The following is a 25,202-nucleotide window of genomic DNA, read 5'->3' as shown; positions in this document are numbered from 1 at the left end:
TAATCGCGGCGTTTTTATTTTGTAGAGATCTCCCATGGCAATGCTTGAATATACCCCTCCCACCGACCCTTGGGTTGATATCGTTTTTGAGGATGACGACATTCTGGCAGTGAATAAGCCATCAGGGCTGCTGTCTGTCCCTGGTCGCCTTGCAGAGCATTACGACAGCATGTGGAGCCGCCTCAAAGAGTTGTATCCAGAAATTCAAGTTGTGCATCGCTTGGATATGTCGACATCAGGGTTGATGTTGCTGGCGAAAAACAAACCCGCGGAGCGAGCATTAAAAAAGCAGTTCCAATATCGCCTCACTCACAAGGTGTATTACGCACGTGTTTGGGGGCATGTTGAGCCGCAAGAAGGGAATATTGATCTTCCATTAATTTGTGATTGGCCAAATCGTCCACGACAAAAAGTATGTTTTGACGACGGCAAACCATCTCAAACTTTATTCCAAGTAGTGAAGCGTGAAGTGCACCCTGATGGCACTCATACGACCGTTGTGCGACTACTGCCCATTACTGGTCGATCGCATCAGTTACGCGTGCATTTGATGGCGATTGGTCATGCGATTATTGGTGATGAGTTTTATGCAACTGAACAGGCGTATCAGTTTTCAGAGCGTTTAGAGTTGCACGCTGCGGAGCTAAGTTTTTATCACCCAGCTACGGATCAGTTGAGAAGTATTTTTGTACCCTGTGACTTTTATCCTGAAGCCGAGGCGATGATCTTTAACTATTTTTCGCCAGAGCGTACATTGCCTGATTATAAAACGTTGCCACACCCTTAATGCCAATTGCACTCAACAGCGGTTCTTTCTAGTTCGCTATTTTTGGCTATTTCGTTACTGTGGTTGATGTATCCTGTCTTTCAGCCGTGAACAAGGAGTTGTTATGTCTTTGCCAAGCATCGTATTTTTAGACCGAGCGACCATCCCAGAACATATTGAGGTCCCACGACCTGGCTTTCCGCACCACTGGCGTGAGTACGACCTAACTGCGCCTGAGCAGGTAATAGAAAGGTTAGCAGATGCCGATATCGTGATTAGCAATAAAGTCCTGCTTGACCAACATGTATTAGAGCAACTACCAAAATTACGGATGATCGCCGTTGCCGCAACTGGTTTTAACAACGTCGATGTGAACTACTGTGCTAATCATGATATTGCGGTTGCTAATGTACGTGGTTACGCGACGCGTTCGGTGCCCGAGCACGTGATGGCAATGTTATTCGCTTTAAGACGGAATTTATTTGGGTACCACCAAGATATTGCCGCAGGTGAGTGGCAGCGTAACCAGCAGTTTTGTTTTTTTACGCACCCAATCGGGGATATTGGTGGTAGCACGTTAGGTGTTGTTGGTAGTGGGGCTCTAGGGCAAGCGACGGCGAATCTGGCTCAAGCGTTAGGAATGACCGTGTTGTTTTCTGAGCGTAAAGGGGCGGCAGAATGTAGACCAGGTTATGTGCCGTTTGAGGAAGTATTAAAACGCTCCGATGCGCTGACTTTGCATTGCCCGCTCAACGATCATACTCAGAATTTAATTGGTCAAGCAGAGTTGCAACAAATGAAGTCCAACGCCATTTTGATTAATACAGGGCGTGGAGGTTTGGTGGATGAGAGCGCGCTGGTGGATGCCTTAAAACAGCAAGAAATTGCAGCGGCTGGTTTTGATGTTTTTACACAAGAACCGGCTGATGAGAGCAATCCGCTGATTGCCAATATGAGTTTACCTAATTTGTTACTGACACCGCATGTTGCATGGGGCAGCGACTCATCTATCCAACGTTTAGCGGAAATCCTGATTGAGAACATTAACGCTTTCGAGCGCGGAGACCGCGTTAATCGCTTAGTGTAACGCTGACTGTAAAACCAAAGATAAAAAAAGCAGACATTGACGTCTGCTTTTTGCGTTTAAATCGAATGCTCATTGCGTGAGCCCTCGAATTAAAACTCTTCTTCGTTTAGACCTTTAAGGATCTGAAAGATTTCGCGGTACGCTTTTGCTGGTTTCCCAGCTTTTTTCTCTTTCGCTGCTTGGCGAGCAAGTTGGCGTAGACGCTGACGATCCGCTTCTGGGTACATTTCCATTACGTCATCAATGGCTTTGTCACCTTCTTCCACTACGCGATCACGCAACGCTTCAAGTTTGTGGAATACAGCCGTTAATTGAGAGTGCTTATTACGAATTTTATCCAGTGCGGCTTGGATTGGCTCTGGATCTTCGTAACGCATCAATTTACCGATACGTTGCAATTGGCGACGACGCGCTTCATTTTTAAAGCGTTGCGCGTCAGCAATTGCTTCTCGCAAATCTTCGCTCAATGGAAACTTTTCTAGAACTGAAGGTTTGAGGCCGACAAGCTCCTCACCTAGCTTTTGCAGTTCTTCCATGTCTCGCTTCATCTCGGATTTACTTACCCAGATGATCTCTTCTTCTGGTTCCCATGGCGCTTTTTGATTCTTACGTGCCATTTCAGTTGCCTGTGTTTTGATTAATATTATGACTATTTTAACAAGAATCATGGGGAGAAAGCGAAATTCTTGTTATCCTATTGTTCATCAAAGACAAGATGTGAAAGACAATGGATATTAAACAGCAGGTTGCTGAGCAACGTACCGAGCTAGAGCAAGCCGTCGCAAGAGCCTTAAAGCTTGCATCGGCAAAATCTGACGCCGCCGAAGTCGCAATTACTAAAAGCACTGGTTTAAGTGTTTCAACTCGTATGGGTGAAGTAGAAAATGTCGAGTTCAACAGCGATGGTGCGCTGGGCATTACCGTTTACCGAGGTCAACGCAAAGGCAGTGCTTCCACGTCTGATTTAAGTGAAGCTGCAATCGAGCAAACCGTTATAGCGGCGCTAGATATTGCACATTACACATCTGAAGACCCATTTGCAGGCCCTGCAGCGAAAGAATACATGGTGCAAGAGATCCCTGAGCTTGATCTTTTCCACCCTGACGCACCCGATCCAGACTATGCTGCCAATGTGGCGATTGCAGCAGAAAAAGAGGCGCTAAATTATAATAGTGCAATCAAACAAAGTGATGGCGCGAGTTATGATAGTCATTACGGCGTGAAAGTGTATGGCAATAGCCATGGCTTATTAGCTAGTTATGCGTCTAGCCGACATAGTACTAGCTGTTGTGTAATTGGCGTTGGTCAAAACGGCGAGATGGAACGTGATTACAGCTACACCGTGGCACGTCATCGTGATGACTTATGGACCCCAGAAACGGTGGGTCGTAAGGCGGCAGAGAATACGGTTAACCGCCTAGATGCGCAGCGTCTAAAAACAGGTCAATACCCAATCATGTTTGCGGCTGATGTTGCGACAGGCTTGATTGGCCATCTCGTTATGGCGATCAGCGGTGGTAACCTGTACCGAAAATCTTCTTTCTTACTTGACCATCTAGGCAAACAAGTGCTTCCTGAATGGTTCAATATCTCAGAACGTCCGCATGTATTGCGTGGTTTGGCATCAAGTCCATTCGATAGTGAAGGTGTGTACACTCAAGACCGTGAGATCATTACCGACGGTGTGCTAGCAACTTATCTGTTAACCAGTTATGCCGCACGTAAAATGAAGATGACGCCGACAGGTCACGCTGGTGGGATTCATAACTGGTACGTGAAGTCGACAGGCCAAAACTTCGAGCAAATGCTTAAAGAGCTCGGTACTGGTCTTCTAGTGACAGAAGTCATGGGACAAGGTGTGAACGTGGTAACGGGTGATTACTCTCGCGGTGCCGCAGGCTTCTGGGTTGAGAATGGCGAAATCCAATACCCAGTATCAGAAATTACCATCGCAGGTAATCTAAAAGACATGTTCACCAAGATTGTGGCGGTTGGTAGTGATATTGAAACGCGCTCACAAATCCAAACGGGCTCTATCCTACTGGATAGCATGAAAGTGGCGGGTGAATAAGCTTTTCTAGCAATTCAGAATCAAAAAAGCCTGATGTGTTCATCAGGCTTTTTCGTTTTTTCTGTTAGGTAATCAGTATTGTGGCAAGCCCTAAGAAGACAGATAAACCAATCACATCCGTCACTGTTGTTAATGCCATACCACCAGCTAAAGCGGGATCGATGTTCATTTTTTTCAATAGGATTGGAATCGTTACTCCGGCAATACCTGCGACCAATAAGTTGGTCAGCATGGCGGCGGAAATGATTCCTCCGAGCATCCAGTTACCTTTCCAAGCAACAACAATACCACCAATAATCAGCGCCCACATGATACCGTTGAGTAAGCCGATCGAAGCTTCTTTCATTAACAGTTCGCGTTTGTTTGAGTCACCGATATGACCAAGAGCAAGACCACGAATCACTAGTGCGACGGTTTGGTTACCAGCGACACCACCCATGGACGGAACAATCGTCATCAATACTGCAATGGCCGCCATTTGATCTAATGTGGCCTCAAACATATTAGAAACGGAAGCAGCAGCAAGGGCGGCTAATACGTTAGCGCCAAGCCAGATACTGCGTTTGCGAGCTGATTTTACAACAGGCGCGAAAGTATCTTCGTCATCGTCCATACCCGCCATACTCATCATCGAGTGTTCCGCGTCTTCACGAATAACGTCAACCACGTCATCGATGGTGATACGACCGACCAAATGCAAGTTTTCATCAACAACAGGTGCAGATACCCAATTACGGCGTTCGAACAGACTCGCAACATCTGAGTCGCTAGTATCGACGGTGATGGCCTCGTCCGCGTCTTCCATTACATCAATGATTTTTACGTCTGGCTGAGTGGTAATAAGCGTCGTGATCGGCAGTTCACCGATGAGCTTACTCTCTTCATCGATCACATACAGGGCATCCGTAGCTTCTGGAAGCTCGCCTTTCATACGTAGATAACGCAAAACTACGTCCACATCGACGTCACCACGAATTGTGATGACGTCGGTGTTCATTAGTCCACCCGCAGTGTCTTCTGGGTAGGATAGGGCGGTTTCGACCCGTAGACGGTCAGAGGAGTCCATTTGCGACAGGACTTCGCGTGACAGGTTGTCAGGCAAGCTACGCAGTACGTAAGCCACGTCATCGGTATCCATGCCTTCTGTCGCTTCTGCAAGCGCTTCTGGTGCCATTTTGGATACGAGGCTGTCTTTGACGTCTTCGTTCAGCTCGTCAAGGATTTCACCATAATCTTCAGGGTCGGTGAGTTGCCAAAGAACTTCACGGCTCTTCCGTGGGGAGGCTTCTAAAAGGTGAGCGATATCCTCAGGTTCCATGTCCTGTAATTGACGACGAACATGGACGAAGCGACCATTTTCTAGCGCTTCTGTGACTTCTTGGAGGGCTTGGTGAGCTTGGTCGAATTCAATTTGCTCTGCCATTCATTCCTCCCAATTCCTGATATTTACAATGCGTTGAATAATAACTTAATTCTAGGCGCCTTTTAATAACAACTTATGATACTAAGCAAATTTATTTATTAGGTCAGGGAAGAGAAAGATAATGGGAGGTAAGAAAAAAGCGAGTAAACTACTCGCCTTCATCAAATTTATCTTCGATCAAGTGGCAAACGGCATCCAGTGCTTCTTCCGCTTGCCCACCCGTTGCGTGGATCGTGACGTATTGTCCTTGAGCGGACTCTAGCATTAACAGGCCCATTACGCTGTCTGCTGTGGCGGTTTTGTCTTCTTCATTGTCGATGGTGATGACCGCTTCAAAGCTCTGTGCCAGTTCGACCAGTTTGACTGCTGCACGAGCATGTAAGCCAAGGCGGTTTTGAATCAATACTTTACGACTTAACTCCACGGCTACTCCTTAGCGTTTTTCTCTAGTGAGGTATGGCGAATTTGTACTTGGTGTCCTTTGTTGGCGAAGTATTCACCGATTTGCTGAGTTAAGTACACCGAGCGGTGCTTACCACCAGTACAACCGATTGCAACGGTCAGGTAGCTGCGGTTGTTTTTCTCAAGCAGAGGTAACCAATTCTCTATAAAGCTTTCAATTTGATATTTCAAACTTAACACCGATTGGTGTTGCTCTAAAAATGCGGCGATAGGAGCATCCAGACCTGTAAGCGGGCGTAGTGCTGGTTCCCAATGTGGGTTAGGTAAGAAGCGAACGTCAAATACGTAATCGGCATCGGAAGGCAGGCCGTATTTAAAACCAAAAGACTCAAATACCATAACGAGCCCTTTGCGATCTCTGCCTTCAACGCGCATACGCACAGTTTCACTCAATTCATGCAAAGACTGCCCACTACTATTTAGGACCAGATCTGCATGCGCTTTGAGTGGCGTCAAAATTTGCTTCTCACGCTCGATGGCTTGATCGAGCGAGAGGGAGGTGCCACCTAAAGATAACGGGTGAATTCGGCGTGTTTCGCTGTAGCGTTTGAGTAGCGTTTCTTTATTAGCGTCCAAGAAAAGCACGGTCACATCAAGCTCAGTTTTTAACTGTTCTAGTGTACTCGTCAGTTCTTTTAGCTTTTTAGGAATATTACGAATATCAATGCTGACTGCAACATTCTGTTTGCTGTCAGCAACAGAATGAACAAATGCGTCCAGCAAGTTAACTGGCAGGTTATCAACACAGTAGTAACCTAAGTCTTCCAGTACACGAAGCGCAATACTTTTACCGGCACCTGAGTGCCCGCTAACAACGATTAGTCGCATGGAGTTAGTCCTGCTTATTGGTGAATCATGATGTCGTAAAGTTCTTCATCACTCTGAGCATTACGCAGTAGTTTTAATACTTGCTTATCGCTCAGACGTTCTGCCATAGAGGATAGAGTCTTGAGGTGCTCTTTGCACTGTTCTTCTGGTACAAGGAGCGCAAAAAGAAGATCGACAGGTCGATTGTCAATCGCATCAAATTCGATTGCTTCATCACATTGCAGTAAGACAGCAATGGCCTTGTCGCTTGATTGCATTCTCGCGTGAGGGATCGCAATACCGTTTCCGATACCGGTACTGCCCATTTTTTCTCTATTGAGCATGCATTCGAACAGCTCGGTAGAATCTTGGCCCGTTTGATCAGCCACGATACGGCTGATCATTTCAAGGGCGCGTTTTTTACTCGTGCAGTGGACCGCACTTTTGGTGCAGTCCAATGACAGTATTTCGCTCAGTTGCATGATTAATGACTGTTTAGTTTTTCTTTGTGCTTATTAAGTTGGCGAACCAATTTATCTACCAGCGAATCGATCGCGGCATACATATTTTCGTCATCGGCTGATGCGTGGATTTCGCCTTGATTTATGTGAAGCGTAGCTTCCGCGATTTGAGTGATTTTTTCAACTTTTAGTACAACATGCACTTGATTGATATGGTCGAAGAACCTTTCGAGCTTCTGAAACTTAGAATTTACATAGTCTTGCATTGAATCGGTAAGATCAACGTGATGGCCTTGAATATTGATTTGCATAGACTTTCCTTTTCAGTTAGTGCCTTATAATAGGCGTTTACGCTGACTTGAAGGGGCAATTCCCAAGGATTCGCGATATTTGGCTATCGTACGTCTTGCGACCTGAATCCCTTGGTCAGCCAGAAGAGCAGCAATCTTGCTATCACTCAGTGGTTTGGCAGTATTCTCTGCTGCGACCAGTTTTTTAATGAGTGCACGAATTGCTGTTGACGAACATTCTCCGCCGTTGTCAGTACTAACATGGCTAGAGAAGAAGTACTTCAATTCAAAAATACCACGTGGTGTATGCATAAACTTTTGCGTTGTTACACGAGAAATCGTGGATTCATGCATGTCCACAGCCAAAGCGACATCATTGAGTACCATTGGCTTCATGGCTTCCTCACCATACTCGAAGAAATCTTGTTGATGTTCAACAATACATCTTGCAACTTTGAGTAGCGTCTCGTTTCTACTCTCTAAGCTCTTAATTAACCATTTTGCCTCTTGCAAATTGCTGCGGATGTACTGGCTATCCGCGCTATTACCTTTGCCTAATTGAGCATATTGTTGATTTACTTTTAATTTTGGCACGCTATCCGGGTTTATAGAAACGGTCCATTTGCCATTGTCTTTAAAAACGGATACGTCTGGAATTACGTACTCGGTATCATCAGGAGTGATGCGACTACCTGGACGAGGATCTAACTGTTGGATAAGCTTTAAGACTTCACGAAGATCGGCTTCTTTCAGCTTAGTCTCTTTGATGACGAGCTTGTAGTCTCGGTTGCCTAGGTGATCAATATGATCCGCAAGTATCATTTTGGCTTCAGCAAGCCACGGCGTGTCTTCTGGGAAGGTCGTCAGTTGCAGTAACAAACATTCTTGTAAGTTACGCGATGCAACGCCAAGAGGATCGAATTGTTGAATGCGTTTACGAACGGCTTCTACTTCGTCTAACTCTATCTCTTCATTATCGAAGCTCTCATGAATCTCTTCAGGCGACAAAGTTAAATAGCCGTAGTCGTCAACAGCGTCAATAATCGCTAATGCAATCGTGCGGTCGGTTTCACTGAATGGTGTTAGGTCAAGCTGCCACATGAGGTAATCATGCAATGATTCAGTGGTTTCGCCCTGGTAGACGGGCATATCATCATCAAGAGCTAAGCCGGTGCTACCAGTATTCGCGCTGTAGACGTCATCCCAAGTCGTGTCGATTTCAAGTTCAGAGCTAATTTCTGATTTCTCTATCACATCGGAGCTATCTGGAACGTCAATTTCTGTTGGTTCGCTAGCACTGTTGCTATCAGCAGCCTCGACCGCTGACTTATCTTCACCGTTTGCTAGAGGCTCGTCTTGGCCTTCTTCAACTTCCAATAATGGGTTTGAGTCCAACGCTTCTTGGATTTCTTGTTGAAGATCGAGTGTCGACAATTGCAATAAGCGAATCGCTTGCTGCAACTGTGGCGTCATGGCTAACTGCTGACCTAGCTTGAGTTGTAATGAAGGTTTCATTCAGTGTTACTTACCTTGTAATGCTCAGAATCTTACCGTTCCTAATATAATCATAGACGGAATTGTTCGCCGAGATAAACTTGTTTCACCTGTTCATTATTGAGAACTTCTGCCGGAGTTCCCGATGCAATTAGGTGCCCTTGGCTCACGATATAGGCTTTTTCACATACGTCCAGTGTTTCACGTACATTATGGTCAGTGATTAACACTCCGAGACCACGATCGCGCAGATGCTCAATGATTTTCTTGATGTCATTAACCGAAATTGGGTCAACACCAGCGAAAGGTTCATCCAATAAAATGAACTGAGGGTTGGCCGCTAAAGCTCGAGCGATTTCCACCCTGCGTCGCTCACCCCCTGATAGTGCCATACCAGCACTGGTTCTGATGTGCTGGATGTGGAATTCTTCCAACAAATCTTCCAGTTTATCTTGGCGCTCTTCCCTCGTCATTTCTTGACGAGTTTCAAGTACGGCCATGATGTTATCTTCTACTGAAAGCTTACGGAAAATCGACGCTTCTTGCGGAAGATAGCCAATGCCAAGTCGTGAACGGCTATGCATTGGCAAAATACTGATGTCATTGTCGTCAATGGTAATGGTGCCTTCATCGCGAGGTACTAAGCCGACAATCATGTAAAACGAGGTGGTTTTACCCGCACCGTTTGGACCGAGCAGCCCAACAATCTGACCAGATTCAACTTCTAAGCTAACATCAGTGACGACTTTGCGTTTTTTGTAGCTTTTCGCCAAGTTTTTCGCACTCAGTACTGCCATATTAGTTCTCTATCTGATTGGGTTGCAAAATGGTCGTAACGCGCTCTTCCTTAGAGCTATCTGCGACTAGCTTTTGTTTACCAATTTGGTAACGAATCGAAGAACCTTTAATGGTGTTGTTGTCTTGCGCCAGCTGCGCTTGACCTTTCATGGTCAGTTCGTCTGTAGAAATACGGTAATCCAACTCCGTAGCTTGACCGCTAAGTGTTTTACCATCGTCCATCAGCTGAGAAAACTTCGCAGGTTTACCAAATGCTTGAATCTGTTTAATTGCTTCGGTTTTAGGATCGCGAGTTACCACGATTCTATCAGCATCGATATTGATGCTCCCTTGCTTAAGAGATACATCGCCTTCAAAAACAACCTGGTTACTCTTCATGTCCACCTGTTGGGTGTCAGAGTTTATGTAAACCGGCTGTTGAGTATCCGACTTGAGTGCCAGCGCTTGAGGCGCCGCCAATACCAGTGCCAGTAGGCTAAGGTGTAACGGTTTCATATCGACCTTGAACTTCATCTGTCAGAGTCGCAGTATGCTGTTTTAAGTTGCCTTGCATTGCGCCTCCAGTAGTTTCAAATTGTGGTCCAACCAACATCACTTGTTGGTCAGCTTTAAAATCACGATTGGTTAGATTAATGACCAATTTGTCTGTTGCCATGGTATCAAAACTCGCACCAGGCAGAAGGTTTTGCATTAAGACTTTGTCATATAAAGTCAAAACTTGGTCTTCATCTAACACTGCTCTTGTGGCAGTCACCTTCCATTCAATGACGCTACCTTCACGGTAAACCATCAAAGTCGGGTTATTAAAAATAGTATCTCCACTCTTAGCATAATGGTCTAAGTTAGTGGAGCGAATGATGTAACTGCGGACACCATCTTCACCGTAGGTGATGTTTTCTAATCCAGAACCACTGAACATGGGCAGTTCAGAATCTGGTGCTACTTGAATTGCGTCGTTGCCTTTAGGGGTTAGTAGGTAATAACCGCACCACGCTACAACGAAGATCAAGAGCAAATAAATAAGGCGAGTAAAACTCATATAATGAAGGCCTATCGTTTAGCTCAGTACTTCCCTGACCATTGCCTTTATTCGTCTAATAAATGATTTAAATGTTTGTGCTGATATTACATCACGCCAGCTTTTAGTAAATCGTGCATGTTCAGTGCACCCACAATTTTTTCGTCTTTACATAAAATCAGAGCGTTAATGTTTTTATTCTGCATCAAGTTCAAACCTTCAACCGCCAGCATATCAGGGTGTGCTGTGGTTGGGTTTGTCGTCATGACCTCGCCAATTGCCGTCGTATGAATATCGATACGCTTGTCTAAGGTACGACGTAAATCACCATCGGTGAATATACCAAGCATAGCATCGTGCTCATCGACGATGGCTGTCATGCCTAACCCCTTTTCTGAAATTTCAAGCAGGGCATCACGAATTAATGCGTCAGGAGAAACTTTAGGTAACGCTTCTCCAAAGTGCATAATATCAGACAACTTAAGTAGCAGTTTTCTCCCCAGTGCACCACCTGGGTGAGATAGGGCAAAATCTTCGGCAGAAAAACCACGAGCTTGAAGCAGAGCTACGGCTAATGCATCTCCCATCACTAATGTGGCAGTCGTACTGCTAGTTGGCGCCAGGCCTAACGGACAAGCTTCTTGAGGTACCGTAATTTGCAGGTGTAAGTCAGACAGCTTGGCCATATTTGATTCTGGCTTACCTGTCATGCTGATGATCTTAATATTCAGGCGCTTTAATACTGGAAATAGAGACAGAATTTCGTTTGATTCACCAGAGTTAGAAATTGCCAGCACAATGTCACCAGGGCTAATCATACCCAAGTCACCATGTGCGGCTTCGCCTGGATGAACGAAAAACGCCGAAGTCCCAGTGCTTGCCAGAGTGGCGGCAATCTTGTTACCAATATGGCCTGACTTGCCAATACCCATAACGACAACTTTGCCGTTGTTGGAAAGGATAAGTTCACACGCTTTTTCAAATTGATCATCAAAGTAGGTATCTAGCTCTTGCAGAGCAGCAACTTCGATATCAAGAACTTGTTTAGCAGCAGCGCGAAAATCAAATTGATTGGACATATCAGATCTCTACTTATTGATCGTGGTAATTAAGCGGTCATGTTTGCGAATAAGTACACTTGGTAACCTAAGAAGCACACAAACAAGATGGCACCTTCAATACGGTTAATACTGCGTGATTTACCCAAACACATCGCGACAAGTAACAATGAAACGCCTAACATGACCCAGAAGTCACGTCCCATCGCGTACTCACTGAGCACCGATGGATTAATGATGCCAGGAATCCCCATTACCGCCAGAATGTTAAACACATTCGAACCGATAATGTTACCGACAGCCATGTCGTCTTCACCCTTTAAAACTCCCGCAAGTGATGCGGCTAGTTCTGGCAGGCTAGTGCCAATGGCGATAATAGTTAGACCGATAACAAGGTCGCTCATACCAAAGTGTTTAGCAATAATTACCGCGTTATCAACCAGCATGCTGGCTGCCAAAGGAAGCAGTATCAAGCCAATAACCACCCACATGATTGCTTTAGGGTTACTGACGCCTTCTGGGATCTCTGACTCTTGGTCATCAAGAAAAACATCACCTGATTTTTGCTCTTTGCGGCTGATTTGCAACATAGCAAATAAAAATGCCCCAAAGAGTACAAACAATAAGACACCCTCATAAAAACCGAGATGGCTATTCCAAAGCAGAATACCAGCGAGTACGGTTACGGCTATCATGAGTGGAAGTTCTCGGCGGATGACGGCGGAGCTAATCGACAAAGGCTTGATCAGCGCTGTAATACCTAGGATTAACGCAATGTTCGCTATGTTTGAGCCTAATACGTTACCCACCGCTGTATCTGTTTTGCCATCCCAAGCAGCGGTTGCAGATACCATCATCTCAGGGGCGGATGAGCCCATCGCGAGGATTGTCATGCCGATGACAAGCGGGGAAATACCGACGTTGCGGGCTATCGCTGCAGAGCCAAAAACAAGTTTATCTGCACTCCAAACAAGCAAAACAAGACCGACTATAAGCAACGCAACGGCTTCGAGCATGAGAATTCCTAAGTATTAAATAAGTAAAATGAATAACCGCTAATTTTGACCTTTTGCGGCCTAAAATGGAAGATAAACGAAGAATAAATTAAAGGTTAGTAACGAAAATGTATGTAAATCTCACTCATTTAAATGAGCAATTCTGGTCTAGGATTTAAACACTTCGTGCTAATTCGGTCATAAACCATGAGAAATTGCAGGGATATACTCGACTTTATTTAATTGAACAGTGCTTTAAATTCAACGCCAATGTGCTTATGATTGCAGCCTAATAAATGTACCGACGTTACTTTATTAAACGTAGAATTCAACTCCGATGAGTATCTGCTTGATGATTCCGTGAGTTGCAACGCTCCTACAGTAGAAGAGATGATATGTCGAACAACGATTTAGTCACCGTGAACAACCTCACTTTTTCACGGGGAGAACGCATGATCTTTGATGATATTGATCTGCATGTTCCTGAGGGCAAAGTGACGGCCATTATGGGACCATCGGGAATTGGTAAAACAACACTGCTGCGTTTGATTGGTGGTCAGTTGTATCCCGAGCAAGGAGAGATCTGGTTTGATGGCGACAATATTCCCTCTCTCTCGCGTAAAAAACTCTACCATGCTCGAAAGAAAATGAGCATGTTGTTCCAGTCAGGGGCTTTATTCACTGATTTGAATGTTTTTGATAATGTCGCCTTTCCATTGAGAGAGCATACCGATTTATCGGAAGATTTGATTCGCACCATGGTGTTACTCAAGCTCGAAGCTGTCGGTCTGCGCGGCGCGGCGCAATTAATGCCGAGTGAGCTTTCAGGTGGTATGGCAAGACGCGCTGCTTTGGCTCGTGCAATCGCACTTGATCCTGACCTGATCATGTACGATGAGCCGTTTGTGGGGCAAGACCCAATCACTATGGGCGTTTTGGTTGAGCTAATTAGCAATCTAAACCAAGCGTTAGGTTTGACCTCTATTGTGGTTTCTCACGACGTACCTGAAGTCATGAGTATTGCTGACTGGGTATACCTGATGGCCGATGGAAAAATCATCGCCTATGGTACGCCAGAAGAGCTGACTCAAAACTCTGATCCTCGTGTCCAGCAGTTCTTACAAGGTGATGCCGACGGTCCTGTACCGTTTCGTTTCCCTTCTCAAAGTATCGAAAAGGACTTATTTGATGGTCGATAACTTCATTCACTTTGTCGCCTCGCTGGGTCGACGCACGCTTTCTATTTGCGGAGCATTTGGTCGTGCGACTTTCATGTTGATTGGGGCGCTATTTTCTAAGCCACAACCGATCAAAAGCTTTCCTCTGCTTGTTAAGCAACTTTATTCTGTAGGTGTTCAGTCGCTAGCGATCATCGTCGTATCTGGTCTGTTTATTGGAATGGTTTTGAGTCTACAAGGCTATGTTGTGTTGGTGGATTACGGCGCAGAAGGCAGTTTGGGGCAAATGGTAGCGCTTTCGTTACTCCGTGAATTAGGACCTGTTGTTACTGCACTTTTGTTTGCTGGTCGTGCCGGTTCTGCGTTAACCGCAGAGATAGGTCTAATGAAAGCAACGGAACAACTGTCTAGCCTTGAAATGATGGCGGTAGACCCATTGAAACGAGTGATTGCACCACGGTTTTGGGCTGGGGTTATCTCAATGCCTTTACTGGCTATGATTTTCATGGCTGTGGGAATTTGGGGCGCTCAGCTTGTTGGTGTTGACTGGAAAGGCGTTGATCACGGCAGTTTTTGGTCAGCGATGCAGTCCTCTGTTGAGCTAGGACAAGACATTGGTAACAGTATGATCAAATGTTTTGCGTTTGCAATTACGGTTACTTGGGTCGCTCTATTTAACGGTTATGATGCTATTCCAACATCGGAAGGGATCAGCCGAGCAACTACGCGCACTGTTGTGCATTCTTCTTTAGCAGTACTAGGATTAGACTTTGTACTGACCGCATTGATGTTTGGGAATTAATCATGCAACAAACACGTAAAACTGAATTATGGGTTGGCAGCTTTGTATTAGCGGGAATTTGCGCGATTCTTGTGATGATTTTTCAAGTTGCTGACGTAAAAAGCATTGGCTCTGGTGATACTTATACCCTCAAAGCCGAGTTCGATAATATTGGCAGTTTAAAAGTTCGTTCGCCCGTAAAAGTGGGGGGCGTTGTGATTGGTCGAGTAAGTAGTATTTCGCTTAACCCAGACAACTTATTGCCAGTTGTAACACTATCTATCAATAGTAAATACAATCAGTTCCCAGAAACGTCGAGCGTACAAATTTTGACATCTGGCCTGATTGGTGAGCAATACATTGGTTTAGTACCTGGCTTCGTTTTTGATGATGAAGTCATGCTGGTGGATGGTGATACCATCGAAGACACCAAATCGGCGCTTGTGCTTGAAGACTTAATTGGTCAAGTACTATACAGCGTAGGTGGTTCAGACGACTCAAGTAAGGAATAACTATGTTAGCGAGATTACTACTTTCAGTTTGTGCTGTGTTTAGCGTCTTTGGAGCAACAGCAGCAGAGGTGGATAAAACTGAACCTTATAAGATGATGAAGCAGGTAGCTGAAGTCACGTTCGAAAGATTGAAAGCCGAACAGCCGAAAATCAAACAAGATCCAAATTTACTTAAAGTGATCGTTGAAGAAGAGCTAATGCCTTACGTCAACTACCGCTATGCAGGGTTAAAACTTCTTGGTCCAAACTTAAAAGGTGCTAAGCGTGAAGATGTACTTGAGTTTATCGATGCATTTCGTGTGTACCTGATTGCGTCTTATGCACAAGTGTTGACGCAATACTCTGACCAAAAAATTGAGTTTGGTCCTGAGCCTAGCATTGATGACTCTAAGCGTATTACAAGCATTAAAGTTGATATCATCGATACTCCGCGTCCAAACATCAAACTTGAGTTTAAACTGCGTAAAGACAACCAGTCTGGTGAGTGGGAAGCATTCGATATGATTGCAGAGGGCATTAGTTTGCTTTCTAGTAAACAATCCGAATGGAACAGTAAAATTCGTCAAGAAGGTATTCTATCTGTTGCTAAAGACCTAGAAAAATTGGCCGCAGAACCGATCCGCTTCGAGGCGAAGAAATAATGGCCCAGACTCCCGCTCAGTGGCAATTGGATCAAAACATTCTTAAGCTAACAGGGGCACTTGATAGAGATACAGTGCCTTCATTGTGGGCGTATGCACAGCAATGGCAACCTGCTCAATCGGAGCTGGAATGCTCGCTAAAAGAGATAGAGCGCGTCGACTCTGCAGGAATGGTGATGTTAATCCACTTATTAGAGCATGCAAAAAAGCAAAACTGTCATATAATGCTCAGTTTCGTGCCGGCGCAACTGCGCACTTTGTTTCAACTGAGCAATGTTGAATCTTTAGTGGCCAAACACATACAGAATTATCAGGGGTAAATTGTGGATAGCGCAAAAGTACAACAGTTATTAGAAGAAGCACTAAACCTTCAAGAAGTGCATGTGAAAGGTGAAGGTAGCCACTATGAAGTGGTTGCTGTTGATGCTTGTTTCGATGGAATGAGCCGCGTTAAGAAGCAGCAGCTAATTTATGCTCCTCTGATGGAATACATCCAGCGTAACGACATTCACGCATTATCAATCAAAGCGTTCACACCAGAAGAGTGGGCTCGTGATAAGAAATTGATGTCGCTTTAAGGTTTATTGATGGAAAAGTTTCGAGTTATTGGGTCAGATAAACCACTAGTTGGTGAAGTGACCATTTCAGGTGCAAAAAACGCAGCACTGCCGATTTTATTTGCGTCTATCTTGGCGGAAGAGCCAGTAGAAGTGGCAAACGTACCACACCTTCGTGATATCGACACAACCATGGAATTGCTTAAGCGTTTAGGCGCGAAAGTAAGCCGCAATGGCTCTGTTCATGTTGATCCAAGCAGTATTACAGAATACTGCGCGCCTTATGATTTAGTGAAAACCATGCGTGCTTCTATTTGGGCTTTAGGTCCTTTGGTGGCGCGCTTTGGTCAAGGTCAGGTTTCTTTACCAGGCGGTTGTGCCATCGGTGCCCGTCCTGTGGATCTGCATATTTCTGGTTTAGAGCAGCTTGGCGCAACCATTACATTAGAAGATGGTTATGTGAAAGCAGAAGTGGATGGTCGTCTAAAAGGCGCGCACATCGTGATGGATAAAGTCAGCGTAGGCGCGACGATCACCATCATGTGTGCCGCAGCGCTGGCGGAAGGCACAACAACACTAGATAACGCTGCGCGTGAGCCTGAAATCGTCGATACCGCTGATTTCCTAAATAAGCTTGGCGCAAAAATCTCTGGCGCTGGCACAGATACCATTACGATTGAAGGTGTTGAGCGCTTAGGCGGTTGTAAACACAACGTGGTTGCTGACCGTATTGAGACGGGAACATTCCTTGTCGCAGCAGCAGTATCTGGCGGTAAAGTGGTATGTCGCAACACTAATGCTCATTTGCTTGAAGCGGTTCTCGCCAAGCTGGAAGAAGCTGGCGCGCTTGTCGAAACGGGTGAAGATTGGATCTCCGTTGATATGACCGACCGCGAGCTAAAAGCGGTAAGTGTACGTACTGCGCCACATCCTGGTTTCCCGACGGATATGCAAGCTCAATTTACGCTACTGAACATGATGGCGAAAGGTGGCGGCGTAATCACTGAGACTATCTTTGAAAACCGCTTTATGCACGTACCAGAACTCATGCGTATGGGCGCTAAAGCTGAGATCGAAGGCAATACGGTTATCTGTGGTGATGTTGAGTCACTCAGCGGTGCGCAAGTGATGGCAACCGATCTACGAGCTTCGGCTAGTTTGGTTATTGCAGGTTGCATTGCTAAAGGCGAAACCGTCGTTGATCGTATTTACCATATCGACCGTGGTTACGACAAAATCGAAAATAAACTGGCTGCACTTGGCGCAAATATTGAGCGAGTGAGCTAGGCAAGTTAAACTGCACCGCAGGTAACTTGGATATCAAGAGAGCCGAAACCTGAGTTTCGGCTTTTTTATATCACTCTCATGACCATATTTTCCCTTTATGGAAAGAGAGATATTAATAGCTGTATCTGGCAAAAGCCGGTTCCTGGAGAACAAGAATGATTGCACTGTTACGTGTATTTGCTGTCGCTATCTTTGCGATTGTTATGTTTATTGGTGGTTGTGGTTACTGCCTATTAAGCCCTAGAAACCCTAAGCACGTTTTCACTTTTGGCCGTTTGTTTGCCAAGATGTCTCGTGTGTTTGGGATTAAGTTAGAGTTGCGTATCCCTGAAGATGCGTATTCACGCGGCCAACATGTTTACATTGCTAACCACCAGAACAACTGGGACATGTTTACTGTTTCTGCGGCTGTGACTCCGAAAGTTGTGACAGTAGGTAAAAAGAGCTTGGCTTGGATGCCACTGTTTGGTCAGCTTTACTGGCTTACGGGTAACATTCTGATTGACCGAGCGAATCGTTCTAAAGCAAAAGGTACTATCGATCAGGTCGTGAGCAGCATGAAAGAAAGTGATGTTTCGGTGTGGATGTTCCCAGAAGGCACGCGTTCTCGTGGGCGTGGTTTGCTTCCATTCAAAACAGGTGCTTTTCATGCGGCAATTGGTGCAGGTGTGCCAATCATTCCTATCGTATGTAGCTCGACGAATAAAATTAAGCTGAACCGTTGGAACAATGGTCATGTGATTGTTGAAATGCTACCTCCAATCAGCACTGAAGGCTATGGTAAAGAGGGCATTCGCGAGTTAGCGAATACCTGTCGTGAACAGATGAAAGAGAAGCTTGAATCGTTAGATGAAGAAGTCAAACAGCGCAACGCTGCTTAAGTTTTACTGCGATATCATCACGAAAAGACAATAAAAAGCGGGTAGCCTGAGCTACCCGTTTTTTTATGTTTGTCAGCAAGTGCAATTATTTGCGAACAGCGATTGCTTCAATCTCGATGCCAACATCTTTTGGTAGGCGAGCCACTTCTACACAAGAGCGTGCAGGGTAGTTTGCTACGCTGTGCTCATCAAAGAACTTGCCGTAAACTTCGTTCACTGTGCCAAAGTCATTTAGGTCTTTAACAAAAACCGTTAGCTTTACAATATCAGATACTTTAAGACCTGAAGATTCAACTACAGCCTTTACGTTTTCTAGAGACTGACGAGCTTGTTCTGCGATATCAGCAGACACTTCACCTGTCGCTGGGTTTACTGGGATTTGGCCTGAAGTAAGAACCATGTTACCTAGATCTACGCCTTGAACGTAAGGACCGATTGCTGCTGGTGCAGACTCAGTGTGAAGTACTTTCGTCATTTGATTTTTTCCATCAGTTGTAGGGAATAAAGATTCTCAGTTTGCCTCTAAACCCTCGGTAGGTAAAGAGCAAAATACCCTGACATTGCAGGGTATTTTAAACGTATCACAGCCTAGTCGTGCGGCGTGTTTATCGCTCGGTTACGATCTCGCGTGAGAACACTTTCTCGCAGTATTTACACTTTAGGCGGATTTCTTGTTTCTTCTCGAACACGCTAAAGCTGCTTTCTACTGGTTCATTATGAGAAATACAGTTTGAATTCGGGCATTCAAATACATCATTGATACGCTCAGGAAGCTCTAACGCGAGCTTTTTCACCACTTCATAATTCTCGATTTGATTCACGGTCGCGTGAGGAGCATACAACGCTAGCTTGCTCGCTTGCTCTTCATTGATAAACACATTTTCGATTTTGAGTAGATCTTTATGACCGAGTGCTGATGATGGCAAGTTCAGTCCAATCGTTACGCGTTGTGATGAATTGTGCATATCGAACAGTCTTAATACTTTGATGCCGATTTGCGCAGGGATGTGGTCGATGACCGTACCATTTTTGATTGCTTCTACCTGCAATTGAGTCTCTTTAGCCATGATTTTTCCCCTCGATTACAGTGTTTCGTTTAGAACAAGCGCCAGCAGTGCTTGGCGAGCATACACGCCATTTTGAGCTTGCTGGAAGAAGTAAGCATGAGGCGTTTTATCAACATCAGTTGTGATTTCATCCACACGTGGTAGTGGGTGCAGTACTTTCAAGTTCTCACGCGCGCCTTCTAGTAGTGCCGCCGTTAGGATGTAAGCCGACTTAATATGTGCGTATTCCGATTCGTCAAAGCGTTCTTTCTGTACGCGAGTCATGTACAGAATATCCAGTTCAGGAATCACACTTTCCATGTCTGTGTGTAGGCTATATTGAATGCCAGCTTCGTCTAGTTCTTCGCAGATGTAATCTGGCATTGCCAGCGCATCTGGTGCAACAAAGAAGAAGCGGATGTTGTTAAACTTTGCTAAGGCTTGAGTCAGTGAGTGCACTGTGCGGCCATATTTTAGGTCACCTACGAATGCGACGTTCAGGTTGTCTAGACGCCCTTGTGTTTCCGCGATGGTGTATAGGTCGAGTAGCGTTTGAGTTGGGTGTTGGTTTGCACCGTCGCCCGCGTTGATCACTGGCACGCCATTTGAAAATTCAGATGCCAAGCGAGCGGCGCCTTCTTGTGGATGACGCATCACAAAGGCATCGACGTAAGAAGAGATGACTTGTACTGAATCTGCGAGTGTTTCGCCTTTTTTCGCCAGAGAGGTATTACCATCATTATCAAAGCCAATCACGTCACCACCAATGCGCTGAATCGCTGTTTCAAACGATAAACGTGTACGTGTTGATGGTTCAAAGAAACAACTTGCAACGACTTTGTTTTTAATCAGTTCTGGTCGAGGTGCTTTTTTAAGGCTACCTGCTGTTTCTACGATAAGTTCCAGTTCTTCGCGTGAAAGCTCTGGAATAGAGATGATGTGCTTCTGGTAAAGCGAGTTCGCCATGATCTTCTTCCCTATAACATTGATGACTACATCCAAATAACCGAAAGGAATTTTGGACATAAAAAAACCTCCCCAATGGGGAGGTTTTAAAATTCAATAGAATTAACGAAAATAACACCACGTAAGCGTAGTCGCTTAGCGAGAGCAAATCGCGTTTTTACGTCAGCAATCAGCGTGGTCATTTCTTAATCCTCAGACAAATTGCCGAGCATTATACGCTTAACTTTCGTGAGCGCAAGCGATTACATCATGGTTTTTATCGGCTGTTTTTGCGCACTGGTTTAGCTTCCTAGCGTCGCAACCATCACGGCTTTGATGGTATGCATACGGTTTTCTGCTTCGTCGAATACGATGGAGTATTCCGATTCAAATACCTCTTCTGTTACTTCAAGGCCTTTCATACCGTATTTTTCAGCGACTTCTTTGCCGACGGTGGTTTCATCATTGTGGAAAGCTGGAAGGCAGTGCATGAATTTCACATGTGGATTACCCGTTTGCTTAATCACGTCCATATTGATTTGATAAGGTGTCATTAACGCTACACGTTCATCCCATGCCTCGGCAGACTCACCCATAGACACCCAAACGTCGGTGTATAGGAAGTCACAACCTTTCACACCTTCCTCAACGCTTTCTGTTAACGTGATTTTTGCTCCGGTTTGTTGCGCGATAGTTTGACAAGTTGCCACGAGCTGTTCTTCAGGCCAGAACGCTTTTGGCGCGACAAGGCGAATATCCATGCCCATTTTCGCTGCGCCCACCATAAGTGAGTTACCCATGTTGTTGCGTGCATCACCTAGGTAAGCGAAGGTTATTTCATGTAGCTGTTTACCACGGCCGTGCTCTTGCATGGTCAGGAAGTCAGCAAGGATCTGGGTTGGGTGGAACTCATCCGTTAAACCATTCCACACTGGAACACCAGCATAAGTACCAAGCTCTTCAACAATGGATTGGCCAAAGCCTCGGTATTCAATCCCGTCGTACATACGACCAAGAACACGAGCGGTGTCTTTCATCGATTCCTTATGACCGATCTGCGAGCCAGAAGGGCCGATGTAAGAGACTTGAGCACCTTGGTCAAAGGCAGCGACTTCAAACGCACATCGGGTACGAGTCGAAGATTTCTCAAAGATTAGTGCGATGTTTTTACCTTGAAGTGTCTTCTGCTCTGTTCCTGCATATTTAGCTTTTTTCAGCTCTGCAGACAGTTCGAGCAAAAACTGGATTTCTTTGGTTGAGAAGTCCAATAGCTTCAAAAAGTTGCGGTTACGTAAATTGAAAGCCATAGCTCGTCCCTTAGTACATGTGATTAGATTAATAGAATTCATTAAAACATATAAATGCTTTTATTGTGAATAATTATTTTTAAATAAAGTAAAAAAAGGTTGATGTATTCACATCAACCTTAGTTTTGATTCACCTAATGTAAAGGGACGAGTAAGTTATATATCGTCTCGTTCTATTGGACAGCTCATACAGCGAGCGCCACCGCGACCACGACCAAGCTCGTTACCAGGTACTGTCAGTACTTTGATGCCAGCTTTATCGTATTTTTCGTTGGTGTATACGTTGCGTTCGTAACCAATTACTACGCCCGGTTTTACAGTTAGAACGTTATTGGCATCATTCCATTGTTCGCGTTCCGCTTCATAGCTGTCGCCACCAGTGGTGATGATTTTCAGCTGATCTAAGCCAAGAGCGGACTCAATCGCGTGCAGATAGTTATGTGAGGCTTCAACATGCATTTCACCGTTGCCTTTTGGTGTTAAGCGCCATGTGTCGAGATCTTTGCGCATGATCTCTGGGTAGACAGAGAAAGTATCTACATCCATATGGGTCATCACAGTGTCTAAATGCATACATGAGCGGTGTTTAGGCAGATCAATTGCAATCACCTCGGTAGCTTGGCCTGCTTTAAATAGGCTCGCTGCAAGGTTCTCTACACCTTGCGCAGTCGTACGCTCAGACATACCGATAAGAACTGCACCTTTACCAATAACCAACACATCACCGCCTTCGACATTCGCATTATCATAATGCAGATCATCGTCACCGAAGTATTTGATAAAATCTTGGCCAGCAAAAATTGGGTGCCAACGATAAATCGCACGTAGGTGGTTTGTTTCACGTTGACGTGCAGGCATCATCATCGGGTTAAGAGAAACGCCGCCATAAACCCAACACGAGGTATCACGAGTGAAGAGGTGATTAGGCAGTGGCTCAATAACAAAGTCGAGAGGACGCTTCATTTTTGGCAGCATAGAAGATGAGGAGATCGGTAGCTCTGAGTAAGCTAAGCCACCTAAAAAGATGCAGGCAAGATGTTCATCATCCATTTCTGAAAAGTATTGGCGTAGGTCTCGCGCAAATGTTGGCCCGTAGCGAAAGTCAGAAATCTGAGTGTTCAGCAGCCATTGTTTTGCTTCTGGAACGGCGAGGGTTTCGACCAGTAAATCGTGGAGGAGAAGCACTTCAACGTCTTGCTCGCGCAGCGTACGTGCGAATGCATCGTGCTCTTCACCTGCCGCTTCTACAGCAAGAACGTCATCAAATAGCAACTCATGACAGTTTGACGGAGTTAAGTGGGTTAGGGCGCGTTCAGGGCGATTTAATAGAACTCGTCGAAGTTGACCAACTTCTGATCCAACGTACAGCTTGCTCATTTTGTATCCTTACAAATTTTCCAGCCATTAGTTATGACAAGCTTCCTAGAAAGATGCAAGTTATCAAGCTTTGTTTATATTCTGGTGTTTCTGGTTTTGTGAGTTTTTTATTTTTATTTTGATTCTTATGAAATTTATTATTAGATATAAATGCTATTTTACTAAAATTAGAGTGCGTGCGTTTTTATTCTAATTTTCCCGTTGAGAAAGAATACACGCACAGTGCATAAAACGTGCATTTTTATTCTAAATTATGCATTATTAAAGTGAATTTATTCGTTATGCTTCTTCGTTTTACACGTGAGTGTATTCAAAAAAGCATCATAAACACGCATAGAAAGAGAAAATAACCACATTAAGTGTCAATTAGGATGTTCTGAATATTAAAAAATGCCATTCTTTGTTAATTTTTTGTTTCTTTGTGTGGTCGGTTTAATATTTAGATTCAAATAACCGATAAGAATCGCAGTGGTATGATGTTTGTTTGTGGCTTTTCATCGCAATCCATGCCATATTTCACCGGATCAGCATACTCAGTATCGGGTATTGTGTTTCCATCAAGTAACTAATCTGGAGCCAAAACATGTCTCACGAAGATGAATATCTATCAGTAGAAGAATTAATTGAGATTCAAAAGGAAGAGACTCGCGATATCATTGCAGCATTGCTAGAAGATGGCAGCGATCCAGATTCGCTATACGAAATTGAGCACCACCTGTTTGCCGAAGATTTTGACACGCTAGAAAAAGCGGTAGTTGAAGCATTCAAGATGGGCTTTGAAGTTCTTGAAGCAGAAGAAACTGAAGATGAAGATGGTAACAAGTTGCTTTGCTGTGATGCGACGATGGAGTCCGCACTAGACGCAGAAGCGATTGATGCGCAAGTTGAAAAATTGATTCACTTGGCAGAAAAATACGACATCATCTATGACGGTTGGGGTACGTACTACGAAGGCGAAGATGCGCTTTACCCTGAAGAAGATGAAGACGACGAGTAATCAAAGCTCACTACTTTTGGAAAAACCAGCGTTTAACGCTGGTTTTTTTATTCCTTGAAAAACTGACGAATGTGGAGGCGATAAATAATTCACATTGAGTTTATAGGGGATTTCTCCCTATAATGCGTGAAAATTGATCTAGCTCAAGGTGTATATGCAACTCTCACTCGCCGGTTTATGGCAAGTCTCTCCACTGACGGACCTTTCTATCCCACAGGATGACATTACTTTCCCTGCTCCTTTGAGTCAGGTATTGCCAGCTGAACTGACAGAAGAAGCAATTCGTCAGCAAGAGTGGCACCTGATGCATGACATTGAAGTGGACGAATCCATGATGGCATTCCCAGTGGTAGAAATGGTGTTGGGTGGTGTGGATTACCATGCAGAAGTGCGTTTGAACGGAGTAGCATTGTTTGACTGTGACGGTTCTCAAAATGTCTACAAGAAAGACATTCGCCCGTTCATGCAGATGGGGCGCAACCGTTTTGAGATCCTATTCCTTGAGGAAGAAGAAGATCTTCTGTTGGATGAGGATAAACCGGAGTTGTGTTTACTTGCAGATCATGAATATAAAAAAAGTGATGAGCGCTTAGGGGTATGGCAAGAACCGTATCTGCAGTTCATTCGCAATGTGCGTTTAGACCGCGTGGCTACTGAACAGATTTGGCACCACGGTGGTGGTTGTGAGTTTAAGGTGGATTTGTACTACCAAACTTTTGCGCCGGGTTTAGTATCGGCATCGGTTAAGTTCAATGGCATGACTTACCATATTCCTATTGATGTCCGAGCGGAGCATGCGAGCGCTTTATTCCAGATCGAAGCGCCAAAGTATGCCGATCTTACTGATCCTGATCCAAGTGATCTCTACCAGTTGTCTGTTGAGTTGGATGGGCAGCACCAAAACTTCACTGTTGCCTTGAGCCAGGAGCTTTGTGTTACCCATGTTGTGCTTTAACGTCTAAT

31 protein-coding genes are annotated in these 25,202 nt (G+C 44.8%); 13 read left to right on the top strand and 18 right to left on the bottom strand.

What is annotated here, in order from left to right; all coding sequences use genetic code 11:
- Positions 1–34 precede the first annotated feature (34 nt).
- A complete protein-coding gene (gene rluA, locus R7093_RS19740; RefSeq protein WP_047103628.1) occupies positions 35–787 on the top strand; it encodes a bifunctional tRNA pseudouridine(32) synthase/23S rRNA pseudouridine(746) synthase RluA in 753 nt (250 codons plus the stop codon).
- 103 nt (positions 788–890) lie between these two features.
- Positions 891–1,853, top strand: a complete 963-nt coding sequence (locus tag R7093_RS19735; protein ID WP_047103625.1) for a D-2-hydroxyacid dehydrogenase — start codon at positions 891–893, stop codon at positions 1,851–1,853.
- An 89-nt stretch (positions 1,854–1,942) separates the two neighbouring features.
- On the opposite strand, the gene yjgA is transcribed toward R7093_RS19735, so the two are convergent.
- Positions 1,943–2,470 carry a ribosome biogenesis factor YjgA gene (gene yjgA, locus R7093_RS19730; protein ID WP_005381124.1) on the bottom strand — a complete coding sequence of 176 codons (528 nt, stop codon included), beginning with the start codon at positions 2,468–2,470 and terminating at the stop codon, positions 1,943–1,945.
- Positions 2,471–2,580: 110 nt separating this feature from the next.
- Here yjgA and pmbA point away from each other — a divergent pair, with 110 nt between their 5' ends.
- Positions 2,581–3,924: a metalloprotease PmbA gene (pmbA, locus tag R7093_RS19725; RefSeq protein WP_047103623.1), complete on the top strand. Its 1,344-nt coding sequence runs from the start codon at positions 2,581–2,583 to the stop codon at positions 3,922–3,924.
- A gap of 64 nt (positions 3,925–3,988) precedes the next feature.
- On the opposite strand, the gene mgtE is transcribed toward pmbA, so the two are convergent.
- From mgtE to R7093_RS19670, 11 genes are all read right to left on the bottom strand, one after another.
- Positions 3,989–5,347 (bottom strand): magnesium transporter, encoded by a 1,359-nt coding sequence (mgtE, locus tag R7093_RS19720; protein ID WP_005381121.1) that lies wholly within the window; start codon positions 5,345–5,347, stop codon positions 3,989–3,991.
- A 148-nt stretch (positions 5,348–5,495) separates the two neighbouring features.
- Positions 5,496–5,771, bottom strand: a complete 276-nt coding sequence (locus R7093_RS19715; RefSeq protein ID WP_005381120.1) for an HPr family phosphocarrier protein — start codon at positions 5,769–5,771, stop codon at positions 5,496–5,498.
- Between the two features lie 2 nt (positions 5,772–5,773).
- On the bottom strand, positions 5,774–6,637 hold the full coding sequence (gene rapZ, locus R7093_RS19710) for an RNase adapter RapZ (RefSeq protein ID WP_005381118.1): 864 nt from the start codon (positions 6,635–6,637) through the stop codon (positions 5,774–5,776).
- A gap of 14 nt (positions 6,638–6,651) precedes the next feature.
- Entirely contained in the window at positions 6,652–7,098 is a 447-nt protein-coding gene (ptsN, locus tag R7093_RS19705; RefSeq protein ID WP_005381116.1) for a PTS IIA-like nitrogen regulatory protein PtsN, read from the bottom strand.
- Between the two features lie 2 nt (positions 7,099–7,100).
- Positions 7,101–7,388, bottom strand: a complete 288-nt coding sequence (hpf, locus tag R7093_RS19700; RefSeq protein WP_005381114.1) for a ribosome hibernation promoting factor — start codon at positions 7,386–7,388, stop codon at positions 7,101–7,103.
- A gap of 24 nt (positions 7,389–7,412) precedes the next feature.
- Entirely contained in the window at positions 7,413–8,882 is a 1,470-nt protein-coding gene (locus tag R7093_RS19695) for an RNA polymerase factor sigma-54 (protein ID WP_005381112.1), read from the bottom strand.
- A 50-nt stretch (positions 8,883–8,932) separates the two neighbouring features.
- Positions 8,933–9,658 (bottom strand): LPS export ABC transporter ATP-binding protein, encoded by a 726-nt coding sequence (gene lptB, locus R7093_RS19690; RefSeq protein ID WP_005381111.1) that lies wholly within the window; start codon positions 9,656–9,658, stop codon positions 8,933–8,935.
- Position 9,659: 1 nt separating this feature from the next.
- Entirely contained in the window at positions 9,660–10,154 is a 495-nt protein-coding gene (lptA, locus tag R7093_RS19685) for a lipopolysaccharide transport periplasmic protein LptA (RefSeq protein WP_005381109.1), read from the bottom strand.
- Entirely contained in the window at positions 10,135–10,698 is a 564-nt protein-coding gene (gene lptC / locus R7093_RS19680; RefSeq protein ID WP_005381106.1) for an LPS export ABC transporter periplasmic protein LptC, read from the bottom strand. The genes lptA and lptC overlap by 20 nt, the downstream gene beginning before the upstream one ends.
- Before the next feature lie 86 nt (positions 10,699–10,784).
- On the bottom strand, positions 10,785–11,756 hold the full coding sequence (gene kdsD / locus R7093_RS19675) for an arabinose-5-phosphate isomerase KdsD (RefSeq protein WP_005381104.1): 972 nt from the start codon (positions 11,754–11,756) through the stop codon (positions 10,785–10,787).
- Between the two features lie 29 nt (positions 11,757–11,785).
- Entirely contained in the window at positions 11,786–12,751 is a 966-nt protein-coding gene (locus R7093_RS19670; RefSeq protein ID WP_005381102.1) for a calcium/sodium antiporter, read from the bottom strand.
- A 374-nt stretch (positions 12,752–13,125) separates the two neighbouring features.
- On the opposite strand from R7093_RS19670, the gene mlaF reads away from it, so the two are divergent.
- From mlaF to R7093_RS19630, 8 genes are all read left to right on the top strand, one after another.
- Entirely contained in the window at positions 13,126–13,929 is an 804-nt protein-coding gene (gene mlaF / locus R7093_RS19665) for a phospholipid ABC transporter ATP-binding protein MlaF (protein WP_005388422.1), read from the top strand.
- The gene (gene mlaE / locus R7093_RS19660) at positions 13,919–14,710 is read left to right on the top strand and encodes a lipid asymmetry maintenance ABC transporter permease subunit MlaE (protein ID WP_025767616.1); all 792 of its coding nucleotides are present in this window, start codon (positions 13,919–13,921) and stop codon (positions 14,708–14,710) included. The genes mlaF and mlaE overlap by 11 nt, the downstream gene beginning before the upstream one ends.
- 2 nt (positions 14,711–14,712) lie before the next feature.
- Positions 14,713–15,201 carry an outer membrane lipid asymmetry maintenance protein MlaD gene (mlaD, locus tag R7093_RS19655; protein ID WP_005381099.1) on the top strand — a complete coding sequence of 163 codons (489 nt, stop codon included), beginning with the start codon at positions 14,713–14,715 and terminating at the stop codon, positions 15,199–15,201.
- Positions 15,202–15,203: 2 nt separating this feature from the next.
- Entirely contained in the window at positions 15,204–15,842 is a 639-nt protein-coding gene (mlaC, locus tag R7093_RS19650; RefSeq protein WP_318081488.1) for a phospholipid-binding protein MlaC, read from the top strand.
- Positions 15,842–16,162 carry a lipid asymmetry maintenance protein MlaB gene (locus R7093_RS19645; protein WP_005381093.1) on the top strand — a complete coding sequence of 107 codons (321 nt, stop codon included), beginning with the start codon at positions 15,842–15,844 and terminating at the stop codon, positions 16,160–16,162. Before mlaC ends, R7093_RS19645 begins: the two co-directional genes overlap by 1 nt.
- A gap of 3 nt (positions 16,163–16,165) precedes the next feature.
- Positions 16,166–16,420 carry a BolA family iron metabolism protein IbaG gene (gene ibaG / locus R7093_RS19640; RefSeq protein WP_005381092.1) on the top strand — a complete coding sequence of 85 codons (255 nt, stop codon included), beginning with the start codon at positions 16,166–16,168 and terminating at the stop codon, positions 16,418–16,420.
- 9 nt (positions 16,421–16,429) lie between these two features.
- Positions 16,430–17,686: a UDP-N-acetylglucosamine 1-carboxyvinyltransferase gene (gene murA, locus R7093_RS19635; RefSeq protein WP_005388419.1), complete on the top strand. Its 1,257-nt coding sequence runs from the start codon at positions 16,430–16,432 to the stop codon at positions 17,684–17,686.
- Positions 17,687–17,841: 155 nt separating this feature from the next.
- Positions 17,842–18,567, top strand: coding sequence for a 1-acylglycerol-3-phosphate O-acyltransferase (locus tag R7093_RS19630; protein WP_171343292.1), 726 nt, complete (start codon positions 17,842–17,844; stop codon positions 18,565–18,567).
- An 85-nt stretch (positions 18,568–18,652) separates the two neighbouring features.
- Here R7093_RS19630 and R7093_RS19625 read toward each other — a convergent pair whose 3' ends face one another.
- The 6 genes from R7093_RS19625 to arcA all read right to left on the bottom strand — a co-directional run bounded on the left by R7093_RS19625 (position 18,653) and on the right by arcA (position 23,242).
- On the bottom strand, positions 18,653–19,042 hold the full coding sequence (locus R7093_RS19625; protein ID WP_318146785.1) for a RidA family protein: 390 nt from the start codon (positions 19,040–19,042) through the stop codon (positions 18,653–18,655).
- Positions 19,043–19,172: 130 nt separating this feature from the next.
- Positions 19,173–19,634: an aspartate carbamoyltransferase regulatory subunit gene (gene pyrI / locus R7093_RS19620; RefSeq protein ID WP_005381086.1), complete on the bottom strand. Its 462-nt coding sequence runs from the start codon at positions 19,632–19,634 to the stop codon at positions 19,173–19,175.
- Between the two features lie 15 nt (positions 19,635–19,649).
- Positions 19,650–20,579, bottom strand: coding sequence for an aspartate carbamoyltransferase (gene pyrB, locus R7093_RS19615; RefSeq protein WP_005381085.1), 930 nt, complete (start codon positions 20,577–20,579; stop codon positions 19,650–19,652).
- An 86-nt stretch (positions 20,580–20,665) separates the two neighbouring features.
- Positions 20,666–20,761 carry a hypothetical protein gene (locus tag R7093_RS19610; RefSeq protein WP_005381084.1) on the bottom strand — a complete coding sequence of 32 codons (96 nt, stop codon included), beginning with the start codon at positions 20,759–20,761 and terminating at the stop codon, positions 20,666–20,668.
- 99 nt (positions 20,762–20,860) lie between these two features.
- The gene (locus R7093_RS19605) at positions 20,861–21,865 is read right to left on the bottom strand and encodes an ornithine carbamoyltransferase (RefSeq protein WP_064354319.1); all 1,005 of its coding nucleotides are present in this window, start codon (positions 21,863–21,865) and stop codon (positions 20,861–20,863) included.
- A gap of 156 nt (positions 21,866–22,021) precedes the next feature.
- Positions 22,022–23,242: an arginine deiminase gene (gene arcA, locus R7093_RS19600; RefSeq protein WP_005381082.1), complete on the bottom strand. Its 1,221-nt coding sequence runs from the start codon at positions 23,240–23,242 to the stop codon at positions 22,022–22,024.
- Between the two features lie 583 nt (positions 23,243–23,825).
- Here arcA and rraB point away from each other — a divergent pair.
- On the top strand, positions 23,826–24,239 hold the full coding sequence (gene rraB / locus R7093_RS19595) for a ribonuclease E inhibitor RraB (protein WP_005381081.1): 414 nt from the start codon (positions 23,826–23,828) through the stop codon (positions 24,237–24,239).
- 154 nt (positions 24,240–24,393) lie between these two features.
- Positions 24,394–25,194 (top strand): glycosyl hydrolase 2 galactose-binding domain-containing protein, encoded by an 801-nt coding sequence (locus R7093_RS19590; protein WP_206958304.1) that lies wholly within the window; start codon positions 24,394–24,396, stop codon positions 25,192–25,194.
- Positions 25,195–25,202: the final 8 nt, after the last annotated feature.

The sequence above is a fragment of the Vibrio sp. 1580 genome (assembly GCF_033340055.1).
The sequence above is the reverse complement of the archived record's forward strand: the minus strand, read 5'-3'. Positions and strand labels throughout refer to the sequence as shown.

Excerpts from the sequence above, each read along its gene's own strand:
- R7093_RS19630 (WP_171343292.1), top strand. The coding sequence starts at position 17,842 with ATGATTGCACTGTTACGTGTATTTGCTGTCGCTATCTTTGCGATTGTT.
- mgtE (WP_005381121.1), bottom strand. The coding sequence starts at position 5,347 with ATGGCAGAGCAAATTGAATTCGACCAAGCTCACCAAGCCCTCCAAGAA.
- pyrI (WP_005381086.1), bottom strand. The coding sequence starts at position 19,634 with ATGGCTAAAGAGACTCAATTGCAGGTAGAAGCAATCAAAAATGGTACG.
- lptC (WP_005381106.1), bottom strand. The coding sequence starts at position 10,698 with ATGAGTTTTACTCGCCTTATTTATTTGCTCTTGATCTTCGTTGTAGCG.
- mlaD (WP_005381099.1), top strand. The coding sequence starts at position 14,713 with ATGCAACAAACACGTAAAACTGAATTATGGGTTGGCAGCTTTGTATTA.
- lptB (WP_005381111.1), bottom strand. The coding sequence starts at position 9,658 with ATGGCAGTACTGAGTGCGAAAAACTTGGCGAAAAGCTACAAAAAACGC.
- ptsN (WP_005381116.1), bottom strand. The coding sequence starts at position 7,098 with ATGCAACTGAGCGAAATACTGTCATTGGACTGCACCAAAAGTGCGGTC.
- mlaC (WP_318081488.1), top strand. The coding sequence starts at position 15,204 with ATGTTAGCGAGATTACTACTTTCAGTTTGTGCTGTGTTTAGCGTCTTT.
- pmbA (WP_047103623.1), top strand. The coding sequence starts at position 2,581 with ATGGATATTAAACAGCAGGTTGCTGAGCAACGTACCGAGCTAGAGCAA.
- kdsD (WP_005381104.1), bottom strand. The coding sequence starts at position 11,756 with ATGTCCAATCAATTTGATTTTCGCGCTGCTGCTAAACAAGTTCTTGAT.
- pyrB (WP_005381085.1), bottom strand. The coding sequence starts at position 20,579 with ATGGCGAACTCGCTTTACCAGAAGCACATCATCTCTATTCCAGAGCTT.
- R7093_RS19625 (WP_318146785.1), bottom strand. The coding sequence starts at position 19,042 with ATGACGAAAGTACTTCACACTGAGTCTGCACCAGCAGCAATCGGTCCT.
- R7093_RS19695 (WP_005381112.1), bottom strand. The coding sequence starts at position 8,882 with ATGAAACCTTCATTACAACTCAAGCTAGGTCAGCAGTTAGCCATGACG.
- R7093_RS19610 (WP_005381084.1), bottom strand. The coding sequence starts at position 20,761 with ATGACCACGCTGATTGCTGACGTAAAAACGCGATTTGCTCTCGCTAAG.
- lptA (WP_005381109.1), bottom strand. The coding sequence starts at position 10,154 with ATGAAACCGTTACACCTTAGCCTACTGGCACTGGTATTGGCGGCGCCT.
- yjgA (WP_005381124.1), bottom strand. The coding sequence starts at position 2,470 with ATGGCACGTAAGAATCAAAAAGCGCCATGGGAACCAGAAGAAGAGATC.
- murA (WP_005388419.1), top strand. The coding sequence starts at position 16,430 with ATGGAAAAGTTTCGAGTTATTGGGTCAGATAAACCACTAGTTGGTGAA.
- mlaE (WP_025767616.1), top strand. The coding sequence starts at position 13,919 with ATGGTCGATAACTTCATTCACTTTGTCGCCTCGCTGGGTCGACGCACG.
- R7093_RS19605 (WP_064354319.1), bottom strand. The coding sequence starts at position 21,865 with ATGGCTTTCAATTTACGTAACCGCAACTTTTTGAAGCTATTGGACTTC.
- R7093_RS19735 (WP_047103625.1), top strand. The coding sequence starts at position 891 with ATGTCTTTGCCAAGCATCGTATTTTTAGACCGAGCGACCATCCCAGAA.
- R7093_RS19590 (WP_206958304.1), top strand. The coding sequence starts at position 24,394 with ATGCAACTCTCACTCGCCGGTTTATGGCAAGTCTCTCCACTGACGGAC.
- mlaF (WP_005388422.1), top strand. The coding sequence starts at position 13,126 with ATGTCGAACAACGATTTAGTCACCGTGAACAACCTCACTTTTTCACGG.
- rapZ (WP_005381118.1), bottom strand. The coding sequence starts at position 6,637 with ATGCGACTAATCGTTGTTAGCGGGCACTCAGGTGCCGGTAAAAGTATT.
- R7093_RS19670 (WP_005381102.1), bottom strand. The coding sequence starts at position 12,751 with ATGCTCGAAGCCGTTGCGTTGCTTATAGTCGGTCTTGTTTTGCTTGTT.
- arcA (WP_005381082.1), bottom strand. The coding sequence starts at position 23,242 with ATGAGCAAGCTGTACGTTGGATCAGAAGTTGGTCAACTTCGACGAGTT.
- rluA (WP_047103628.1), top strand. The coding sequence starts at position 35 with ATGGCAATGCTTGAATATACCCCTCCCACCGACCCTTGGGTTGATATC.
- hpf (WP_005381114.1), bottom strand. The coding sequence starts at position 7,388 with ATGCAAATCAATATTCAAGGCCATCACGTTGATCTTACCGATTCAATG.
- rraB (WP_005381081.1), top strand. The coding sequence starts at position 23,826 with ATGTCTCACGAAGATGAATATCTATCAGTAGAAGAATTAATTGAGATT.
- R7093_RS19645 (WP_005381093.1), top strand. The coding sequence starts at position 15,842 with ATGGCCCAGACTCCCGCTCAGTGGCAATTGGATCAAAACATTCTTAAG.